General features: G+C 36.7%; 22 protein-coding genes, 1 tRNA gene, 3 pseudogenes and 1 riboswitch. Of the genes and pseudogenes, 8 read left to right on the top strand and 18 right to left on the bottom strand.

Features of this window, described 5'->3' with window-relative positions; all coding sequences use genetic code 11:
• Nucleotides 1–101: 101 nt before the first annotated feature.
• The 3 genes from AZF37_RS00645 to AZF37_RS00635 form a co-directional block, all read right to left on the bottom strand.
• Nucleotides 102–497, bottom strand: a complete 396-nt coding sequence (locus AZF37_RS00645; protein WP_088369130.1) for a hypothetical protein — start codon at nucleotides 495–497, stop codon at nucleotides 102–104.
• Nucleotides 498–922: 425 nt separating this feature from the next.
• The gene (locus AZF37_RS00640; protein WP_172793057.1) at nucleotides 923–1,264 is read right to left on the bottom strand and encodes a hypothetical protein; all 342 of its coding nucleotides are present in this window, start codon (nucleotides 1,262–1,264) and stop codon (nucleotides 923–925) included.
• On the bottom strand, nucleotides 1,233–1,751 hold the full coding sequence (locus tag AZF37_RS00635; protein WP_172793056.1) for a hypothetical protein: 519 nt from the start codon (nucleotides 1,749–1,751) through the stop codon (nucleotides 1,233–1,235). Before AZF37_RS00635 ends, AZF37_RS00640 begins: the two co-directional genes overlap by 32 nt.
• A gap of 668 nt (nucleotides 1,752–2,419) precedes the next feature.
• On the opposite strand from AZF37_RS00635, the gene AZF37_RS00630 reads away from it, so the two are divergent.
• Both AZF37_RS00630 and AZF37_RS12610 read left to right on the top strand, forming a co-directional pair.
• On the top strand, nucleotides 2,420–2,860 hold the full coding sequence (locus AZF37_RS00630) for a LexA family protein (RefSeq protein WP_088369127.1): 441 nt from the start codon (nucleotides 2,420–2,422) through the stop codon (nucleotides 2,858–2,860).
• 130 nt (nucleotides 2,861–2,990) lie between these two features.
• Nucleotides 2,991–3,595: pseudogene (locus tag AZF37_RS12610) on the top strand (ion transporter).
• Nucleotides 3,596–4,059: 464 nt separating this feature from the next.
• Here AZF37_RS12610 and AZF37_RS12985 read toward each other — a convergent pair.
• From AZF37_RS12985 to AZF37_RS00560, 12 genes are all read right to left on the bottom strand, one after another.
• Complete coding sequence (locus AZF37_RS12985; protein WP_425425449.1) at nucleotides 4,060–4,263, bottom strand: DUF4368 domain-containing protein; 204 nt, start codon at nucleotides 4,261–4,263, stop codon at nucleotides 4,060–4,062.
• A 93-nt stretch (nucleotides 4,264–4,356) separates the two neighbouring features.
• Nucleotides 4,357–4,689 (bottom strand): recombinase zinc ribbon domain-containing protein, encoded by a 333-nt coding sequence (locus AZF37_RS00610; RefSeq protein ID WP_088369123.1) that lies wholly within the window; start codon nucleotides 4,687–4,689, stop codon nucleotides 4,357–4,359.
• A gap of 7 nt (nucleotides 4,690–4,696) precedes the next feature.
• On the bottom strand, nucleotides 4,697–4,936 hold the full coding sequence (locus AZF37_RS12980) for a recombinase family protein (RefSeq protein ID WP_088369122.1): 240 nt from the start codon (nucleotides 4,934–4,936) through the stop codon (nucleotides 4,697–4,699).
• Nucleotides 4,822–5,613 (bottom strand): recombinase family protein, encoded by a 792-nt coding sequence (locus AZF37_RS00600; RefSeq protein WP_281178923.1) that lies wholly within the window; start codon nucleotides 5,611–5,613, stop codon nucleotides 4,822–4,824. Before AZF37_RS00600 ends, AZF37_RS12980 begins: the two co-directional genes overlap by 115 nt.
• Nucleotides 5,614–5,916: 303 nt before the next feature.
• Nucleotides 5,917–5,982 carry a helix-turn-helix domain-containing protein gene (locus tag AZF37_RS11120; protein WP_245612065.1) on the bottom strand — a complete coding sequence of 22 codons (66 nt, stop codon included), beginning with the start codon at nucleotides 5,980–5,982 and terminating at the stop codon, nucleotides 5,917–5,919.
• Between the two features lie 52 nt (nucleotides 5,983–6,034).
• Nucleotides 6,035–6,253, bottom strand: coding sequence for an RNA polymerase sigma factor (locus tag AZF37_RS12975; RefSeq protein ID WP_172793055.1), 219 nt, complete (start codon nucleotides 6,251–6,253; stop codon nucleotides 6,035–6,037).
• Complete coding sequence (locus tag AZF37_RS10135) at nucleotides 6,231–6,620, bottom strand: hypothetical protein (protein ID WP_162473765.1); 390 nt, start codon at nucleotides 6,618–6,620, stop codon at nucleotides 6,231–6,233. Before AZF37_RS10135 ends, AZF37_RS12975 begins: the two co-directional genes overlap by 23 nt.
• 487 nt (nucleotides 6,621–7,107) lie before the next feature.
• The gene (locus AZF37_RS00575; RefSeq protein WP_425425433.1) at nucleotides 7,108–7,299 is read right to left on the bottom strand and encodes a cysteine-rich KTR domain-containing protein; all 192 of its coding nucleotides are present in this window, start codon (nucleotides 7,297–7,299) and stop codon (nucleotides 7,108–7,110) included.
• A gap of 30 nt (nucleotides 7,300–7,329) precedes the next feature.
• A complete protein-coding gene (locus AZF37_RS10130) occupies nucleotides 7,330–7,506 on the bottom strand; it encodes a hypothetical protein (RefSeq protein ID WP_162473764.1) in 177 nt (58 codons plus the stop codon).
• Nucleotides 7,503–7,781 carry a hypothetical protein gene (locus AZF37_RS00570; protein ID WP_088369117.1) on the bottom strand — a complete coding sequence of 93 codons (279 nt, stop codon included), beginning with the start codon at nucleotides 7,779–7,781 and terminating at the stop codon, nucleotides 7,503–7,505. The genes AZF37_RS10130 and AZF37_RS00570 overlap by 4 nt, the downstream gene beginning before the upstream one ends.
• 252 nt (nucleotides 7,782–8,033) lie before the next feature.
• Entirely contained in the window at nucleotides 8,034–8,258 is a 225-nt protein-coding gene (locus tag AZF37_RS00565) for a ketopantoate reductase family protein (protein WP_088369116.1), read from the bottom strand.
• Between the two features lie 53 nt (nucleotides 8,259–8,311).
• On the bottom strand, nucleotides 8,312–8,875 hold the full coding sequence (locus tag AZF37_RS00560; protein WP_088369115.1) for a TetR/AcrR family transcriptional regulator: 564 nt from the start codon (nucleotides 8,873–8,875) through the stop codon (nucleotides 8,312–8,314).
• 789 nt (nucleotides 8,876–9,664) lie between these two features.
• On the opposite strand from AZF37_RS00560, the gene AZF37_RS00555 reads away from it, so the two are divergent.
• Nucleotides 9,665–10,159, top strand: a complete 495-nt coding sequence (locus AZF37_RS00555; protein ID WP_088369114.1) for a hypothetical protein — start codon at nucleotides 9,665–9,667, stop codon at nucleotides 10,157–10,159.
• Between the two features lie 20 nt (nucleotides 10,160–10,179).
• Nucleotides 10,180–10,359: a hypothetical protein gene (locus AZF37_RS00550; RefSeq protein ID WP_162473763.1), complete on the top strand. Its 180-nt coding sequence runs from the start codon at nucleotides 10,180–10,182 to the stop codon at nucleotides 10,357–10,359.
• 9 nt (nucleotides 10,360–10,368) lie between these two features.
• On the opposite strand, the pseudogene AZF37_RS00545 reads toward AZF37_RS00550, so the two are convergent.
• From AZF37_RS00545 to AZF37_RS00530, 3 genes and pseudogenes are all read right to left on the bottom strand, one after another.
• Nucleotides 10,369–10,706 (bottom strand): annotated as a pseudogene (locus tag AZF37_RS00545) (plasmid mobilization protein).
• Between the two features lie 383 nt (nucleotides 10,707–11,089).
• Nucleotides 11,090–11,443, bottom strand: a pseudogene (locus tag AZF37_RS00535) (replication initiator protein A); the annotation flags it as partial.
• A gap of 172 nt (nucleotides 11,444–11,615) precedes the next feature.
• Nucleotides 11,616–11,709: transfer RNA gene (locus tag AZF37_RS00530), tRNA-Ser, on the bottom strand.
• A 161-nt stretch (nucleotides 11,710–11,870) separates the two neighbouring features.
• Nucleotides 11,871–11,989, top strand: a riboswitch (molybdenum cofactor riboswitch).
• A gap of 134 nt (nucleotides 11,990–12,123) precedes the next feature.
• Here AZF37_RS00530 and AZF37_RS11115 point away from each other — a divergent pair.
• From AZF37_RS11115 to AZF37_RS11105, 4 genes are all read left to right on the top strand, one after another.
• Nucleotides 12,124–12,393 (top strand): iron ABC transporter permease, encoded by a 270-nt coding sequence (locus AZF37_RS11115; protein ID WP_245611972.1) that lies wholly within the window; start codon nucleotides 12,124–12,126, stop codon nucleotides 12,391–12,393.
• Entirely contained in the window at nucleotides 12,360–12,566 is a 207-nt protein-coding gene (locus tag AZF37_RS11995; RefSeq protein ID WP_281178886.1) for an iron chelate uptake ABC transporter family permease subunit, read from the top strand. Before AZF37_RS11115 ends, AZF37_RS11995 begins: the two co-directional genes overlap by 34 nt.
• Before the next feature lie 106 nt (nucleotides 12,567–12,672).
• On the top strand, nucleotides 12,673–13,011 hold the full coding sequence (locus tag AZF37_RS11990) for an iron chelate uptake ABC transporter family permease subunit (RefSeq protein WP_281178970.1): 339 nt from the start codon (nucleotides 12,673–12,675) through the stop codon (nucleotides 13,009–13,011).
• Nucleotides 12,971–13,180: an iron chelate uptake ABC transporter family permease subunit gene (locus AZF37_RS11105; protein ID WP_245611971.1), complete on the top strand. Its 210-nt coding sequence runs from the start codon at nucleotides 12,971–12,973 to the stop codon at nucleotides 13,178–13,180. The genes AZF37_RS11990 and AZF37_RS11105 overlap by 41 nt, the downstream gene beginning before the upstream one ends.
• Nucleotides 13,181–13,203 lie beyond the last annotated feature (23 nt).

Raw genomic sequence — 13,203 nt, 5'->3', positions numbered from 1 at the left:
AAGTTACCAATGCTAGGATGATTATTAGTTGTTTTAAAGGCTTTAAATCCAATCTTAATTTCATTAGAATCATTAACATTAAAATAGCCTTCATGGTATCCCTATTCATTATTATTGTCTGTAAAATCCATATTTCCTGCAACATCACACATACTATTTTCTTCGCTATTTATCCAAACTCTAGCAGTATCAGCTCCTGCTCTACCTCTATGCCAAAAAGACCATTTATAAAGTGAATTTTCGGTCATTGGTACAACCTGATATACAGAAGCAAACATATAAGCATTGATTTCACATAAGTATTTCCCGCTATGTGCAGGAACACCTATATAATTACTTTCCCATATTTCCATTCGATTGTCAGAAGCTGTGGTTTTCCGCAAAGGAATGATATTTGACGTATTAATTACATCAACCGTCCAAGCATACTTCCCATTAACTACAAAGGTAGGATTCACTCCTTGAAAATTACATTCATCAAAATCCCCATTTCGCAATAAATTATTTACGGTTTCTGTCTGAACAGTTGCTGTTTGATTATTAAGAATATTTTCTGCTTTTAAAGAATCAGTCTGAAAAAAATTAAGCTAGTAAACAACATAAAAACTAGTAATAAACATAGTATAGTTTTTTGAATGTAGATAATAAATTTCCTTTCATAAATAAACGTCCTTCTTTCTTATAAAATAATTAGCATATCATTTTTATGTTGCTATAATTTTATAATAACAGATATCTATTTGTCAAATTAAAATTTAAAATGAATTACACAAAAACATCATTGACAACTGCAATATAAATCCCCTTACTTAAAACCAATAAACCCCTTACAAAGGCACTTTCCATCTATAAGGCTGCTAATCTCAATAAAACGCCCAATAGTAGCTGGTAGGACTCTAAACGTGACACTGTCAAAAAAAGATTAAAGCACTTTTTGATTAACTCTTCCTAAAATCCTCAGACAAAGAAATGTAAGATAAGGTGAAGGGACTTTCTTTTGTCCAAAATCCCAACCTTTGCACTTTTGGTAAACTGATTCAGGAATAAACAACCCCTCTGCAGTTTGCTTTCCTTTAATAATTTCCACCATTTCCTTGAATCGGGGATCTTTTTTAGCGTACTCAAACCGGCTTAAACAATCTGTGACACTAATAATATCATACCAAATTGCAGGTGCTTTTAGCTTTCTAAAATCTGTACCCATATAGAACATATATGGATGTTTTTCAAGACTATTTTTGCCGTAAAGAAAGTATAGCATCAATATTTTTATTAGCTAAATCTGTATCTTTATATTCAGTTACCTCTGCAAATAAGCGAAGCATTAAAAGTGTAGCATATGGGCAACAGTCATCTTTGCGTCCAGGGCCTCTAAACTTTCCAAACTCTTTTGATACTGTGCAAGGATACCCCTGTACTTGTGGAAGATTTGCCAAATAATCTACACCAGGTTTGATATATTCCTCATAAGAAACACCTGACTTGAGTAATGCCAACAATAATAAAGGGCTGTCGCATAAACACCAATCAAATTCATCTTCACCTATACCACCAAAATGCTTTGGGATCTTAATAAGTGATTGATATATTCCGTTTTCATCCTTATGCTTCATTATTTCATTAATTGCTGTTCTGATTTCGGGTTCAGAAGTATCAAATCCAATATCAAGTAAAAACAGTAGTTTATGAATTGGTAACGCAGGATTTTTATGGTTGTTAACTAAAATATTATGATAATTTTCAACGTCCATAAGATAGCCTTTTATTTTACTATCCTGCAATGCTTCTGATTTAAGTTCAGATAATTAGTCTTTTTTCAAGTCATAAGTTTATTATTACGCTATATTGAAGCCATGCTTCGCTGTTGGATTGTAAGTAATCTATAATATCCACAATAATCTCCTTCTATTTTTATAATAATCAAATTAACCTAAAATGCTTTATTAATTTTATCATGGCTATACAAGTTAAATAACACCACTTTCCCCAATGCTCCATTATGTTGATTTCAAACCAGTTATATTTTAATAGTCAAGATTCCTAGTACAAATCATTTTACTATATCTTCTTATGATAAATCAAGCAATACGCTATATAATGTCTACTTGTTGGGCAACATGCATCTGCTTTGCTAATTTAGTAAAACATTAACACTTTTCATATATCAATTTATTAATTTTGCAAAACTATTTAACAATTTTGTAAAATATGATAAAAATAAATATGAGGAGTGGTTAATTTAAATAATATAAAAGATATTTTTGCTAAAAACTTAAAATTAATGAGAAAGGATTGTAATTTGTCCTTAATTAAGTTGGGAGAAAAAACAAAAATATGCTATGCCGCTAAACGCAAAACAATTTCCTAAAGCAAAGGATTTAGAAATATTATCTGCTTTTTCGGTAAAGAGTTCCATACTATGCTTATTGATGGAAGTACACATTTAAATAACGATAAAACTTACTTAATTCCGATTCTTGGTAGTATTACAGCTGACATGCCTATTTCAGAACAACCTGATATATTAGGTTATGAGGAAATGAATGTCTCATGGAAAAAACAAGGTGAATTTATCGCTCTAAAAATAAAGGGAGACAGTATGTTGCCAGAACTTAAAGATGACGATACTGTTATTATTAAATTACAGCCTACTATCGAAAATGGAAAAATTGGAGTAGCACAGGTAAGCAGCAATGAATATACAATTAAAAAAATAATATTTAATAATGACGGAGTTACATTAATGCCTTTAAATATACAGGGTGGCTATAACCCTTTATTTTTTCACAACAACAAAAATGAAGAATTACCTATTAAACCGATTGGTATACTGGCAGAAATTAGAAGGAGATTCTTATAAAATCATAAATTTTAATAAAATATAGAAAAGGAATAAAACTGCATGAAAAAAGCCATATAATAAACCAATTCAGAAAAAATATTTATAATATAATATGTAATGATAGTATTGATAATTTTGCCAGTAATATATTTTATATGATAATTATTTTTTTATTATACTCAGTGTAATCTCAATTATACTTGAAACTTTTTTTAAAGGTCCTTTATTTATGTTAATTTATAATGTAATAGATACGACAAGTGTTATTGTATTTACAATTGAATATATATTACGTTTATGGACTTCCCCCTTAATGTTTTCATCTATTCCAACAAATAAAGCAGTATTTAAGTATATAAAATCACCAATGGCCATAATAGACTTACTAACAATTTTACCATTCTATTTACCCTTTATATTTCCTGTTGATTTAAGAGTATTAAGAGTTATTCGATTGTTAAGAATTGCAAGACTATTCAAGCTTCATCGCTATTCTAACTCTCTAAAAACAGTAATTAATGTTTTTAAAAAAATGCTAATCAGCTAATTTCTTCACTTTTTATTGTGTTTATACTTATGATTATTAGCTCTATTTTAATGTATAGTATTGAAAATCCAGTACAACCAAATTCTTTTCAAAATGCCTTTTCTGGTCTCTGGTGGGTAGTAGAAACTTTAAGTACTGTAGGTTATGGTGATATGTACCCAATAACATCAGCGGGCAGAATGCTAGGAGGCATTATTGCTTTTTAGGCATTGCCTTAGTCGCTGTCCCAACTGGAATAATAACTGCAGGCTTTGTAGAGGAATCACATAAAGACAATACAAATAAACAAAAAATAACTCCGTCTCAATTATATGATTCGGCCTGTGAAATTTTGCAGGATAGCAACTATAAATCTAACGCAAACTTCTTCAAAGAAAAGTCGTTATCTGCTGGTGGAAATGCATATGCAGTAAAGCTAATAGAAGAGTTTTACTAAACAATGCTTGTTCTGCGAAAAAACTGCCATGTGACTGTATTGTTAAGATGCCTTGAAATCACAGGAACTAGTCAAGCTCTTGTTTTTTTGAGAAAATAAAATGTTGCCACAGATAAAAATAAAAGCTAGAACAACCTATTTAAAGGCGTTCTAGCTTTTTTGGCGGAGAACTTCACCTACCATCAAAAATCAACAAGTTTTCTCATTGTTTTATACTGCCAGCGAACTTGTAGTTTATTTGAATATCCTGATGTATTTCGCCGTTTTTTCGTACCTTTCCGAAACGTAGATACTGTCTATCAACTCGACCACTACAGAACGGGTAAGGGATTGTATCTCGGTGTACTGGCTAATGCTGTCCACACAACGGGACACATCATTTTCTGAACTTGAACATTTCGCAAGGCTTGCCTGTAAATCACCGACACTGCCTTGCATGGTTTGTTGCTCTCTCTCGTAATCAGACATCAATCGCTTGAATATACTGGTCGGGCACATTTTCGGAACATCGTTCCTCAAAAAGCTTTTTGCTTAATCTGTCAAGCTCCTTAATCCGGCTTTTGCTTCACATAAGCTCTTTTCTAGTGCCAGCCGTTTTTCTTCCTGCTCACGGTTACCATACTTCATCAACCGTTTTATCAACTTTTCCTGCTCGGATGCTGCCAGCTTCGCGTTATTCCTAATATCCTGTAAAACAACATCTTCCAGCAGGGATAGCGCAACCGAATGGATGGAACAGACATTTTTACCGCGATTGACATAGCTACTGCATTTGTAGACCATGTATACCTTATCGCGCATTTGTTTGGTGTTGAATGTCATTGCGCTGCCGCAGTCGGCACATTTAAGTACTCCGGCAAACAAACTCACTTCACTTGTGTGGTAAATCTTCCGGCGGACATTCTTTTTTTATTCGCGTCTGAACTGCTTCCCATGTTTCCATATCGACAAGCGGCTCATGGGTACCTTGTACACAAATCCATTCGTCCGAGGTTGTCAGGGGTGGCGCTTGCCGGTTTTGAATGAAGTCACAGAGCGTTTGTTTTGTACCGTGTTTCCGATATAGACTTCGTTCTTCATCATTTGCAGAATGGTTGCGCTGCCCCCCCATGTGTTGCTGACCTTTGGGTTGGGATGCGTTTTCCCTTTCTTGCCATAATGATATACCGCCGGTGAGGGAAATCCCTCTTTATTCAGGATGTCGGCAATATGTCTGCCGCTATCGCCGTCTGCAAAGTCTTTGAATACTCGTTTAACAATCGAGGCTGCATCTTCATCAGGGACAAGCAGATGCTTATCTGTTTGGCTTCGCATGTAGCCTAGCGGCGGCTGACTGCCCATGAACTTGCCCTGCCTTGCACTTGTTTGGCGGGAAGAAAGCACCTTTTTGGATATATCTTTCGCATACATTTCATTGAGAATATTCTTAAAAGGTGCTATGTCGTTGTCTGCATTTTGGCTGTCATAACCTTCATTCACCGCTATATATCGGACACCAAACTGCGGAAAGAAAAAGTCTGTATACTGGCCGGTCATTACATAGTTTTTGCCCAGACGGGACAGGTCTTTCGTAATGACAAGGTTGAGTTTTCCCATTTCAATGTCGCTAATCATGCGCATGAAATCTGGCCGCTCGAATGTGGTGCCGGAGTAACCGTCGTCGATGTAGATGTCTCTTAAACGCCATCCCCTTTCTTGAATATAGGAAAGCAGCATATCGCGTTGATTAGAAATACTCATGCTTTCCTGGTTGCCGTTATTATCATCACTAGAGAGGCGACAGTAAATACCAACATATAGCTTTTTGTGCTTTCATAGTCATTCCTCTGAAGCTATGAAAAAGCACAATCCTGATATTGATTTTCACTTCCGTTACCATCAGTATAGCATACGGGAGCCGCCTTTTCCATGAAACGCATTCTCCCTTTTGCGAGTTCAAAGAGAATATCTGCAAGATTTTTATTGCCTGTACATATACTTTTTACATGAACAATTGTTTTGCAGGCTTTCATCTTACCGGCGGCGGTGAGTTTCGCCTACAACTGCCGACGCATATCTTCATCCACCACATAACGCTGCCCGCCGCTGTCATCATAAAGGGGGGTGCATGCAGAGCTTTGCGATATAGCCGGAATAGTGCCGAATAACACGGTTCATAGCTTCTACATTGCCGCTGGCTGCGGATTGTATAACATCAAACGGTAAAAGTTTATATCTCTTCATTTTTAATATCCTCCAAAATCTTTCGCAGTAGTTTGAGCGAACTCATTCGTTGATAATTGACTGTGCCGCGTATCATCCCAAGGGCTTCACCAATCTTCCGGTCATTCATATCAAGGAAATAATACAGTAGTAAAATGTCACGCCGCACTTCGGGCAATAGCCGGATGGCCTCCGCCAGCAATTCACTTTTTGATTGCAAGGTCATATCCGAGAACAGTAAAACGCTGCACATCAGTGATGAAATCATCTGTATAGGAAAGTTGTGCGAGTTGCGGCTCGTTCACTTCGGACAAGCTTATTTCATGTTTTGCCCGCCGTTTACGGTCTTGGTAAATATTGCGGGCAGCATATTTGAGAACGATGGTACAGAAAGAGTCAAACCGGTGCTGAATGCGCACTTTGTCTTGCGAGGTAAGCTCCACTTTGTTCACCTCCTTTCCGTGTGGAATGGAAATGGGTGTGGCTACCCCTTTCGCCTCGACCACAGGGGAAGCAATGGGATTTGCAAAAGTGGAGATATGTTTTTTCAAAAGCAAGAGGGTTTGGGATACTTCCCAACAAGCAAAAATCATCGTGTAGCCTGCAGGCGAAAACGGCGATTTTACGGAAGTGGCTATCCGCTTCCTATGCTTGCTCTTCTTCTGAAAGCTCCCGAATATGAAAAAGGGGGAGAACGCAAAAATGCCCAGCTGAAATGTAATCAGCCGGGCATCCAGTAGTTTTGACTATAGACCCTATATCTACACTGTATATGCCATACTCATAAGCGCATATATACAGTAAATGAAACGGGCTTTTTTGATAATCGTATATTAGGCGGGTCATGCAGATAAAAAATAACATGGTGATACCTCCCATACCGCCGTGTTCTAAAATAGAGTAACTTTAATACACCCTCCGAAAATAAAAGACGGCGGCTTTGATTTTTCAAAACCGCAATTTGGGGCTTGCGCGCCAGCGCTTAACAACGGTTTTGCTTACGTTGTTGCAGAATGCCAGCAATCTGGTTTGCGCTTGTTATCATAAAGAAAGAGCCGATAAATGCGTTTATCTCACATTTTATCGGCTCTGCGTCTTAGCGTCTGGCTCCTTGATAACTGACATATTCATTTTTCTAATTGAGATTATTGTTTCTTCTTTGCACTTCGGACAAAACAGGGGGAAGTTTTCAAGTACCGTATCTTCCCGTATTTTTAGTCGGGTTTTATTTTCACAGTTGGGGCAGTATATCCATTCTATATTAATCACCATCCTAAATTTGGCAGGAAGTTGGGGAACTACTCACAAATCATAAGCATCGACATAAGGTTTGTATGATTTCCATATTGGCATAGTAACATTTAGGTGATTTCCATCATCCAAAACCTCATTAAAACCGGCAATCCATTCCGGCATTCCCTGCTTCATATGGCCTTTAACCATCTTTATTGTTTCGGGTTTGTTGAACATATCTTTCATTGCAAAGGCCAATAAAAGTTCGGATAGCGGAACATATTTGCAGGGAATATTTTTTTAGTGCTGATGCCTTGTGCTTCACATACCTCTACACCCTCACGGAAAGCATACACCATTTCTTTTACAGCGTGGTAACTACCTGCAAAGTTTTCATAGCTCCCGGCTTTTGCTATTCCACCCGCACTAAGTGATTGCTGTAAATAATGCACTTTCAGCCAACTCAAAATATCTGATTTTACCTCAACGGTAAGCCCTGCTTGCTTGAAAGCCTGCTCCAATTTTGTGAGGCGTTCCGTTGCATCACCATCTTTTCGCCTAAAACGGTTCCGTCATTGAATACTACAGCTTCCACTTTATTGCCATTCCTGCCACCGCCAACCTGCGAGGGAAAACCATAAAAATACTGTGCTGGGGACACAAAGCCTTATTAACCTCGTTGTCTATATCCCAATGGTTCAGCATAGACACGGTGTTGGGGCAATCACATAATTTTGGCAATACGCTTGCAAGCTGTATTCGGTTGACCATCACTAGAACCGCGTCATACGCACTGGTAATAACATCTGTGAGGTTGGGCGCCTATAAGTGAAATGTTTTTGCTTTTTGTCACGCAAATCCTGTATATCAAATTCGTATTTTTGTTCACAGCTTGCTATTTTTTCCGGCCTAACGTAAACCGTAACATTATGGTTGGCGGATAAGAGCCAAGCATATGTGAGACCAATCGTACCCGCTCCAACAATTAATATTGTCATTATGTCTCCTTTATTGAATAAATTTTATTCATTTTTTGGCAAACGCTTGCGGCTCATTCTATCATTTTCATAATTAGCTTTTGGGTTTCACTTATCTTTTTGTCGTCTGGTATATCGGCAATAGACCAAACACCCAACTGGCCATAAATACAAAATGCAGCTACAGCTTCGGGATTGTCTATAGCTATTTCGTTCTTGCTCATAGCGTCAACCAATTCATTCAGAATAATAGGATACAATTTGTCACATAGGGCTATTTGCATTTGTGTATGAAAATGTGAATTGCCGGGCTTATTGAAAAAATCATTTTCTTGGTTTCCGTTATTGATTTCTGCAATCGAAACCAATGAACTAAGGCGTCCTGCTATAGGTTTTGTTCTGTCGCAGTAAAGCGCTATAAACATTTCTACGCCGTCATTAACATAATTATCTAAAGCAGCGGAATATATTTCTTCTTTTGACTTAAAATAGCGATAGCATAAGCCTTGCGATACATTCATCTTCTTCGTAATGTCGAGCATGGATGTTTGCTCATATCCTTTTTCATAAAACAGTTGTAGCGCCGTGTCAATAATTTCTTGTTTGCGTATATCTGGGTCTTTTGTAATTTTCTGCATAGTATCACCTCATAATCTATAGTATAGCAAAGGATACCAAATACGTCAATGAATAACATTTATTCATTTTCCAGCACTATTGCTTTATGCGTCTTAGTGTAAGGTGTTTTTCAATCAATCTGCATAAATCAATATCATTGTCAATAACGAGTATTTTTGTGACATTATTTTTCAGCCGACTTTCAACATCAAACACAAATTTCCTTTATCTATATTGTCTATCTACATAACTATAAAATGGCAAGCATAGGAACTGGATATCCAGTTACGTAAAACACCTCATTCAGTTGGAAGTGGTGTTTTGCTCGTTGGGAGAACCCAAACCCCTTAATAATTCTCCGTAATATGATATAATAAGTAAATTGGCAAATGCGTAATTTATACTTTAAGGTGGATTAAATGAAGATAGACAAAAACATGCTTCATCTAAGATTTGATGAAGATTCTCGGAAGAACTATGAAAACAATAAAATTGGATATAATAAAAAAATCAGTAGTATTATATAAGAAAAGCCGTGAAGAATCAAAATGAGATACGTGCTTTTTGTGCGGCGCTCCTTCCACCAGCTTTTGTAATTCGCATTCAGTGCCACGGTTTTGTTTAGAAAATATTGCTGTAAACGGACACCTTTTTTATTCTAATACATTTATTGATTTGCCTTTTTTCAACATTGAAAAAGGCTTAAATGAAGCTGGGACATTTAAGATTATTTGCAGAGATTGTGAAAATCGTTTTTCTCGGATTATGAAAATAAAGAAAACTATTCAGATACTTTATCAGATAAAATTATGGCTCAGATTGCTGCTAAAAACACTTTGAAAAATATAAGTAAGAGAAAACAAGAAATAGCATTATACGCAAATATAGAAAAGCTAACCGGGAAAAATCTTTCTCAGCAGCAAAATGTCAACCAACTGGATTTGGAAGATTATATCAATGAGTTCACTTATGCAAAAAAGCAGCAAAAAGCAAGTGGAACGATAATTATTTTTTTGGCTTTTTTCAAAAGGCTTGACTACATAGTTCCATTGGCTTTTCAAAACAATATAACCCTTATTTCTGATTTTGACGGCAACATAATAAATAACATATATAATATGTCTCCTGACTACCACACCAAAGACATTCACCTTTGCGTATTTCCACTATCAAATTCAACCGTAGTATCTATTTTTATCAAGCAAGGAGAAAAAACGATATCGCAACTTTATCCGACAGTTAAAAAAATTAGACGAACTAGATGCACTGTCCGCAATTTGTTATATTATTTTGGCATATTCTGAAGATGTTTTTCTATAAGGGAATGGATAGTCGTGTGATGCAGAACAAAGAATTACTTAGTGTAATGCAACAGGCAAATATTTCTGCAATAGAAAACCCTTTTATCAATCCTATAGCAAATGCCATTGATGTTTTTGATTTGAGTTCTAGAGCAAGGATACCCAATTTGCTACAAGAGGTATATAAAGTAAAATGCCCCTAGTTTCAATTACTATTTACAGATTAGCATCAACTGCCGTTCCGACAGCCAAATATCATGCAGTATTTTCTTAATCTCCGCTATGTCACCAATATACAGGCTGCCCGTTTGGTGCAAACGTTTGATAATCTGATTGATATTGCCGCCTATGCGTTGAAGCTGGGCGGCATGTTCTTTAATTTCGGTATGGTCAACATGGATAATGTAGCCGTCAATGGCTATTTTGCGGATATAGGCGCTGAGGTTTGCCATCCCCAACAAGGCCATTTTTTAATGAATGAGGTCTTTTTCTTCCTCTGTCACGCGGACGAGATAAGCTGAACAGAACGCTTTCTATTGGGTTTATTCATATCTTTTAATCCTCCTATCATCTGTAGCAAAAAGGTGCTGAAAACAAGCCTTACTTGCTTTATATGGCGTCTTTAATAAGTAGGCAATGAAACAATCCCTTACGGCGCATGTTGCAGCAATACCGCAGGGAAAATGTGCATAAACTGCACCATGTTGAAAAGCCAGTCCACAATGGGATTTTTCTGCGAACAGGGTTCGGAAATCGAACTCCTGAAGTTCGGTTTTCAAACTTCAAGAAATACGATTATCGCACTTGTGGCGGTTCGATAATCAAACTGAAATAATACTTAAAGAGTAATATCTACTTGAACTATATCTATTCTATCCATTCCTTTCCGGCCAGAAAAGGAAAAGCCTGTGTTGGAAAATCCAATATAGGCTATGAGGTAAAGTCTTTGACGTAAATAATGTTGGCTTTACCTAATCCCTGCCGCTTTGTTTCAATTAAGCCTATGCCCCGTGAGTCCAGCTCTGAAACTAAGCAGTTGGCCTTTTCACGCGCACAATGAAGATGCTGCATAACTTCATCCAGCGTAAAATAGATATATACCCTGCCCAGCTTGTCAATCCAGTTGTTCTTGCGGGATAATGTCATGCGGTCAAGCATCAGTCCATATAAAACCTTGCTGCATGAAGACAGGCTTGCAAAGCGTTCATCCGTGAATAAGACTTTTGATATTCGGTAAAAGGCGAACTGCTCTGATTGTCGAAAGTAGTAATAATCAAAATTGCTCATAATGCCTCCATAACGTAAAAAGCGGGCGTATCATCCCAAAAGATGACACGTCCGCTTTTCTGTTCGTGGACAAAAACTTTCCGCGCCACCAACAACAAGTCGTTGGTTTCACGAAAGTAAAAATCAATCAGAATTGCGCTGTTTCAGCGTCTTTCTTGTGATTTTTATGATTTGGCGGAGAAGGAGGGATTCGAACCCTCGATACAGCTATAAACCATATATCCGCTTTCCAGGCGAACGCCTTCAGCCACTCCGGCCACTTCTCCAAACGTTCCTTAAACAGTATAGCAATTATTAAAAATTATGTAAAGAAATTTCTTCTTATTTCCCTTAAATATGCTAATACAAAAGATTATTTTTTCTCTTTGTACAATATGATTTAATTGCATAATATTGTTAAGAATGTTATACTTTAATCGATTAGTGGCAATCCACAATTATCCAATCTATTTTTACCTAATTGCGCATGCAAATGGTAAGTAGACTATGGGTTTCATGGGAAACGATGGAGCCTTCCGTGTTTGAAAAGGAGAATGGCTTTGTGTAAGAAGCTAGCGATTGTTAATCGTATTTATTTGAATGTTAAAAAATGAGTAAGTCAAACAGACTTTTTCTTTATTAAGGAGAAGTTTGTTTGACTTTTTATTTTCCTTGAAACAAATATATTAGGTGGTGAAAGAATGGTAAGTAAAAATTTATTAAATGACAATACAACAAATAGTCATGGTAGAAGAGAACGTTTAATTTTATTGGGACTATTTTTTTTGCTTTTTATTGTTGTTTTAATCTCCTTAAGGTTAGGCCGTTATGGTATGACTTTTTCAGATATAGGAAGCGCCTTAATGTCTTCGGGAAATCCTGAGTCCATGGCCAGTCAAAACAGTGCAGTCCTCTTTATTATAAAGCTACCTAGAATTTGTCTGGCAATCCTAGTAGGTGCTTTGCCTTAGCTGCAGCAGGCGCAGCTTACCAGGGTCTTTTTAAAAACCATATGGTCTACCCTGATATTCTAGGGGTTTCTTCTGGTGCTAGTGTTGGTGCATGTTTAGGAATCCTTCTTTCATTTAGCGACTTATCCATTCAGATATTAGCTTTTGTTTTTGGTCTTGGAGCAGTTTTTTAGTGTTGAGCATTAGTACAGCAGTTGGTAGAGGCAACAGTAATCTCTTAATAATGAATTTTTAGCTGGAACTGTTATTTCAGCTCTCTTTAGTGCCATTACCTCTTTGATGAAACATTTAGCTGATACTGATACAAAGCTACCAGAAATTACTTTTTGGTTAATGGGAAGTTTTGCTAAAACTGGTATCTGGAAGAATGTAGTTATTATGCTAATTGCTTTCTTAGTAGGTGTTCTTCCTATCATGCTGTTACGTTGGAAAATAAATGTAATGTCCTTCGGAGAAGAAGCGCAAGCTATGGGTGTTAATACAAAAAGAGTTCGCCTTACTATTATTATCACTGCAACTCTGTTAACTGCATCCTCAGTAGCCCTTTGTGGGCATTGTAGGTTGGGTTGGTTTAATTATGCCTCATATATCAAGATTTATTGTAGGACCAAACTATAAATATTTACTGCCTACAGCCATACTTACAGGAGCAACCTTTATGCTAGTTGTCGATAATGTAGCACGATCCATCGCTCCTGGAGAAATTCCACCGGGTATTTTAACAGCCATTATTGGAGCCCCTCTATTTATCTACCTATTATGGAAAGGAAGAAAGGGTTGGCTATGATTTTAGATATTAAAAATATTACC

The sequence above is a fragment of the endosymbiont 'TC1' of Trimyema compressum genome, from assembly GCF_001584725.1.
In the GTDB taxonomy this organism is placed as follows: domain Bacteria; phylum Bacillota; class TC1; order TC1; family TC1; genus TC1.
The sequence above is the reverse complement of the archived record's forward strand: the minus strand, read 5'-3'. Positions and strand labels throughout refer to the sequence as shown.

Coding starts and splice junctions, on each gene's coding strand:
- AZF37_RS10135 (WP_162473765.1), bottom strand. CDS start 6,620: ATGATTTTTGCTTGTTGGGAAGTATCCCAAACCCTCTTGCTTTTGAAA.
- AZF37_RS12985 (WP_425425449.1), bottom strand. CDS start 4,263: ATGCAAGGCAGTGTCGGTGATTTACAGGCAAGCCTTGCGAAATGTTCA.
- AZF37_RS12975 (WP_172793055.1), bottom strand. CDS start 6,253: ATGACCTTGCAATCAAAAAGTGAATTGCTGGCGGAGGCCATCCGGCTA.
- AZF37_RS00560 (WP_088369115.1), bottom strand. CDS start 8,875: ATGCAGAAAATTACAAAAGACCCAGATATACGCAAACAAGAAATTATT.
- AZF37_RS00550 (WP_162473763.1), top strand. CDS start 10,180: ATGGATAGTCGTGTGATGCAGAACAAAGAATTACTTAGTGTAATGCAA.
- AZF37_RS00555 (WP_088369114.1), top strand. CDS start 9,665: ATGGCTCAGATTGCTGCTAAAAACACTTTGAAAAATATAAGTAAGAGA.
- AZF37_RS11105 (WP_245611971.1), top strand. CDS start 12,971: ATGCCTCATATATCAAGATTTATTGTAGGACCAAACTATAAATATTTA.
- AZF37_RS00575 (WP_425425433.1), bottom strand. CDS start 7,299: ATGGTGATTAATATAGAATGGATATACTGCCCCAACTGTGAAAATAAA.
- AZF37_RS00630 (WP_088369127.1), top strand. CDS start 2,420: ATGCTTATTGATGGAAGTACACATTTAAATAACGATAAAACTTACTTA.
- AZF37_RS11115 (WP_245611972.1), top strand. CDS start 12,124: ATGGTAAGTAAAAATTTATTAAATGACAATACAACAAATAGTCATGGT.
- AZF37_RS10130 (WP_162473764.1), bottom strand. CDS start 7,506: ATGAAAGATATGTTCAACAAACCCGAAACAATAAAGATGGTTAAAGGC.
- AZF37_RS12980 (WP_088369122.1), bottom strand. CDS start 4,936: ATGGGGGGGCAGCGCAACCATTCTGCAAATGATGAAGAACGAAGTCTA.
- AZF37_RS00635 (WP_172793056.1), bottom strand. CDS start 1,751: ATGGACGTTGAAAATTATCATAATATTTTAGTTAACAACCATAAAAAT.
- AZF37_RS00565 (WP_088369116.1), bottom strand. CDS start 8,258: ATGACAATATTAATTGTTGGAGCGGGTACGATTGGTCTCACATATGCT.
- AZF37_RS11990 (WP_281178970.1), top strand. CDS start 12,673: ATGAAACATTTAGCTGATACTGATACAAAGCTACCAGAAATTACTTTT.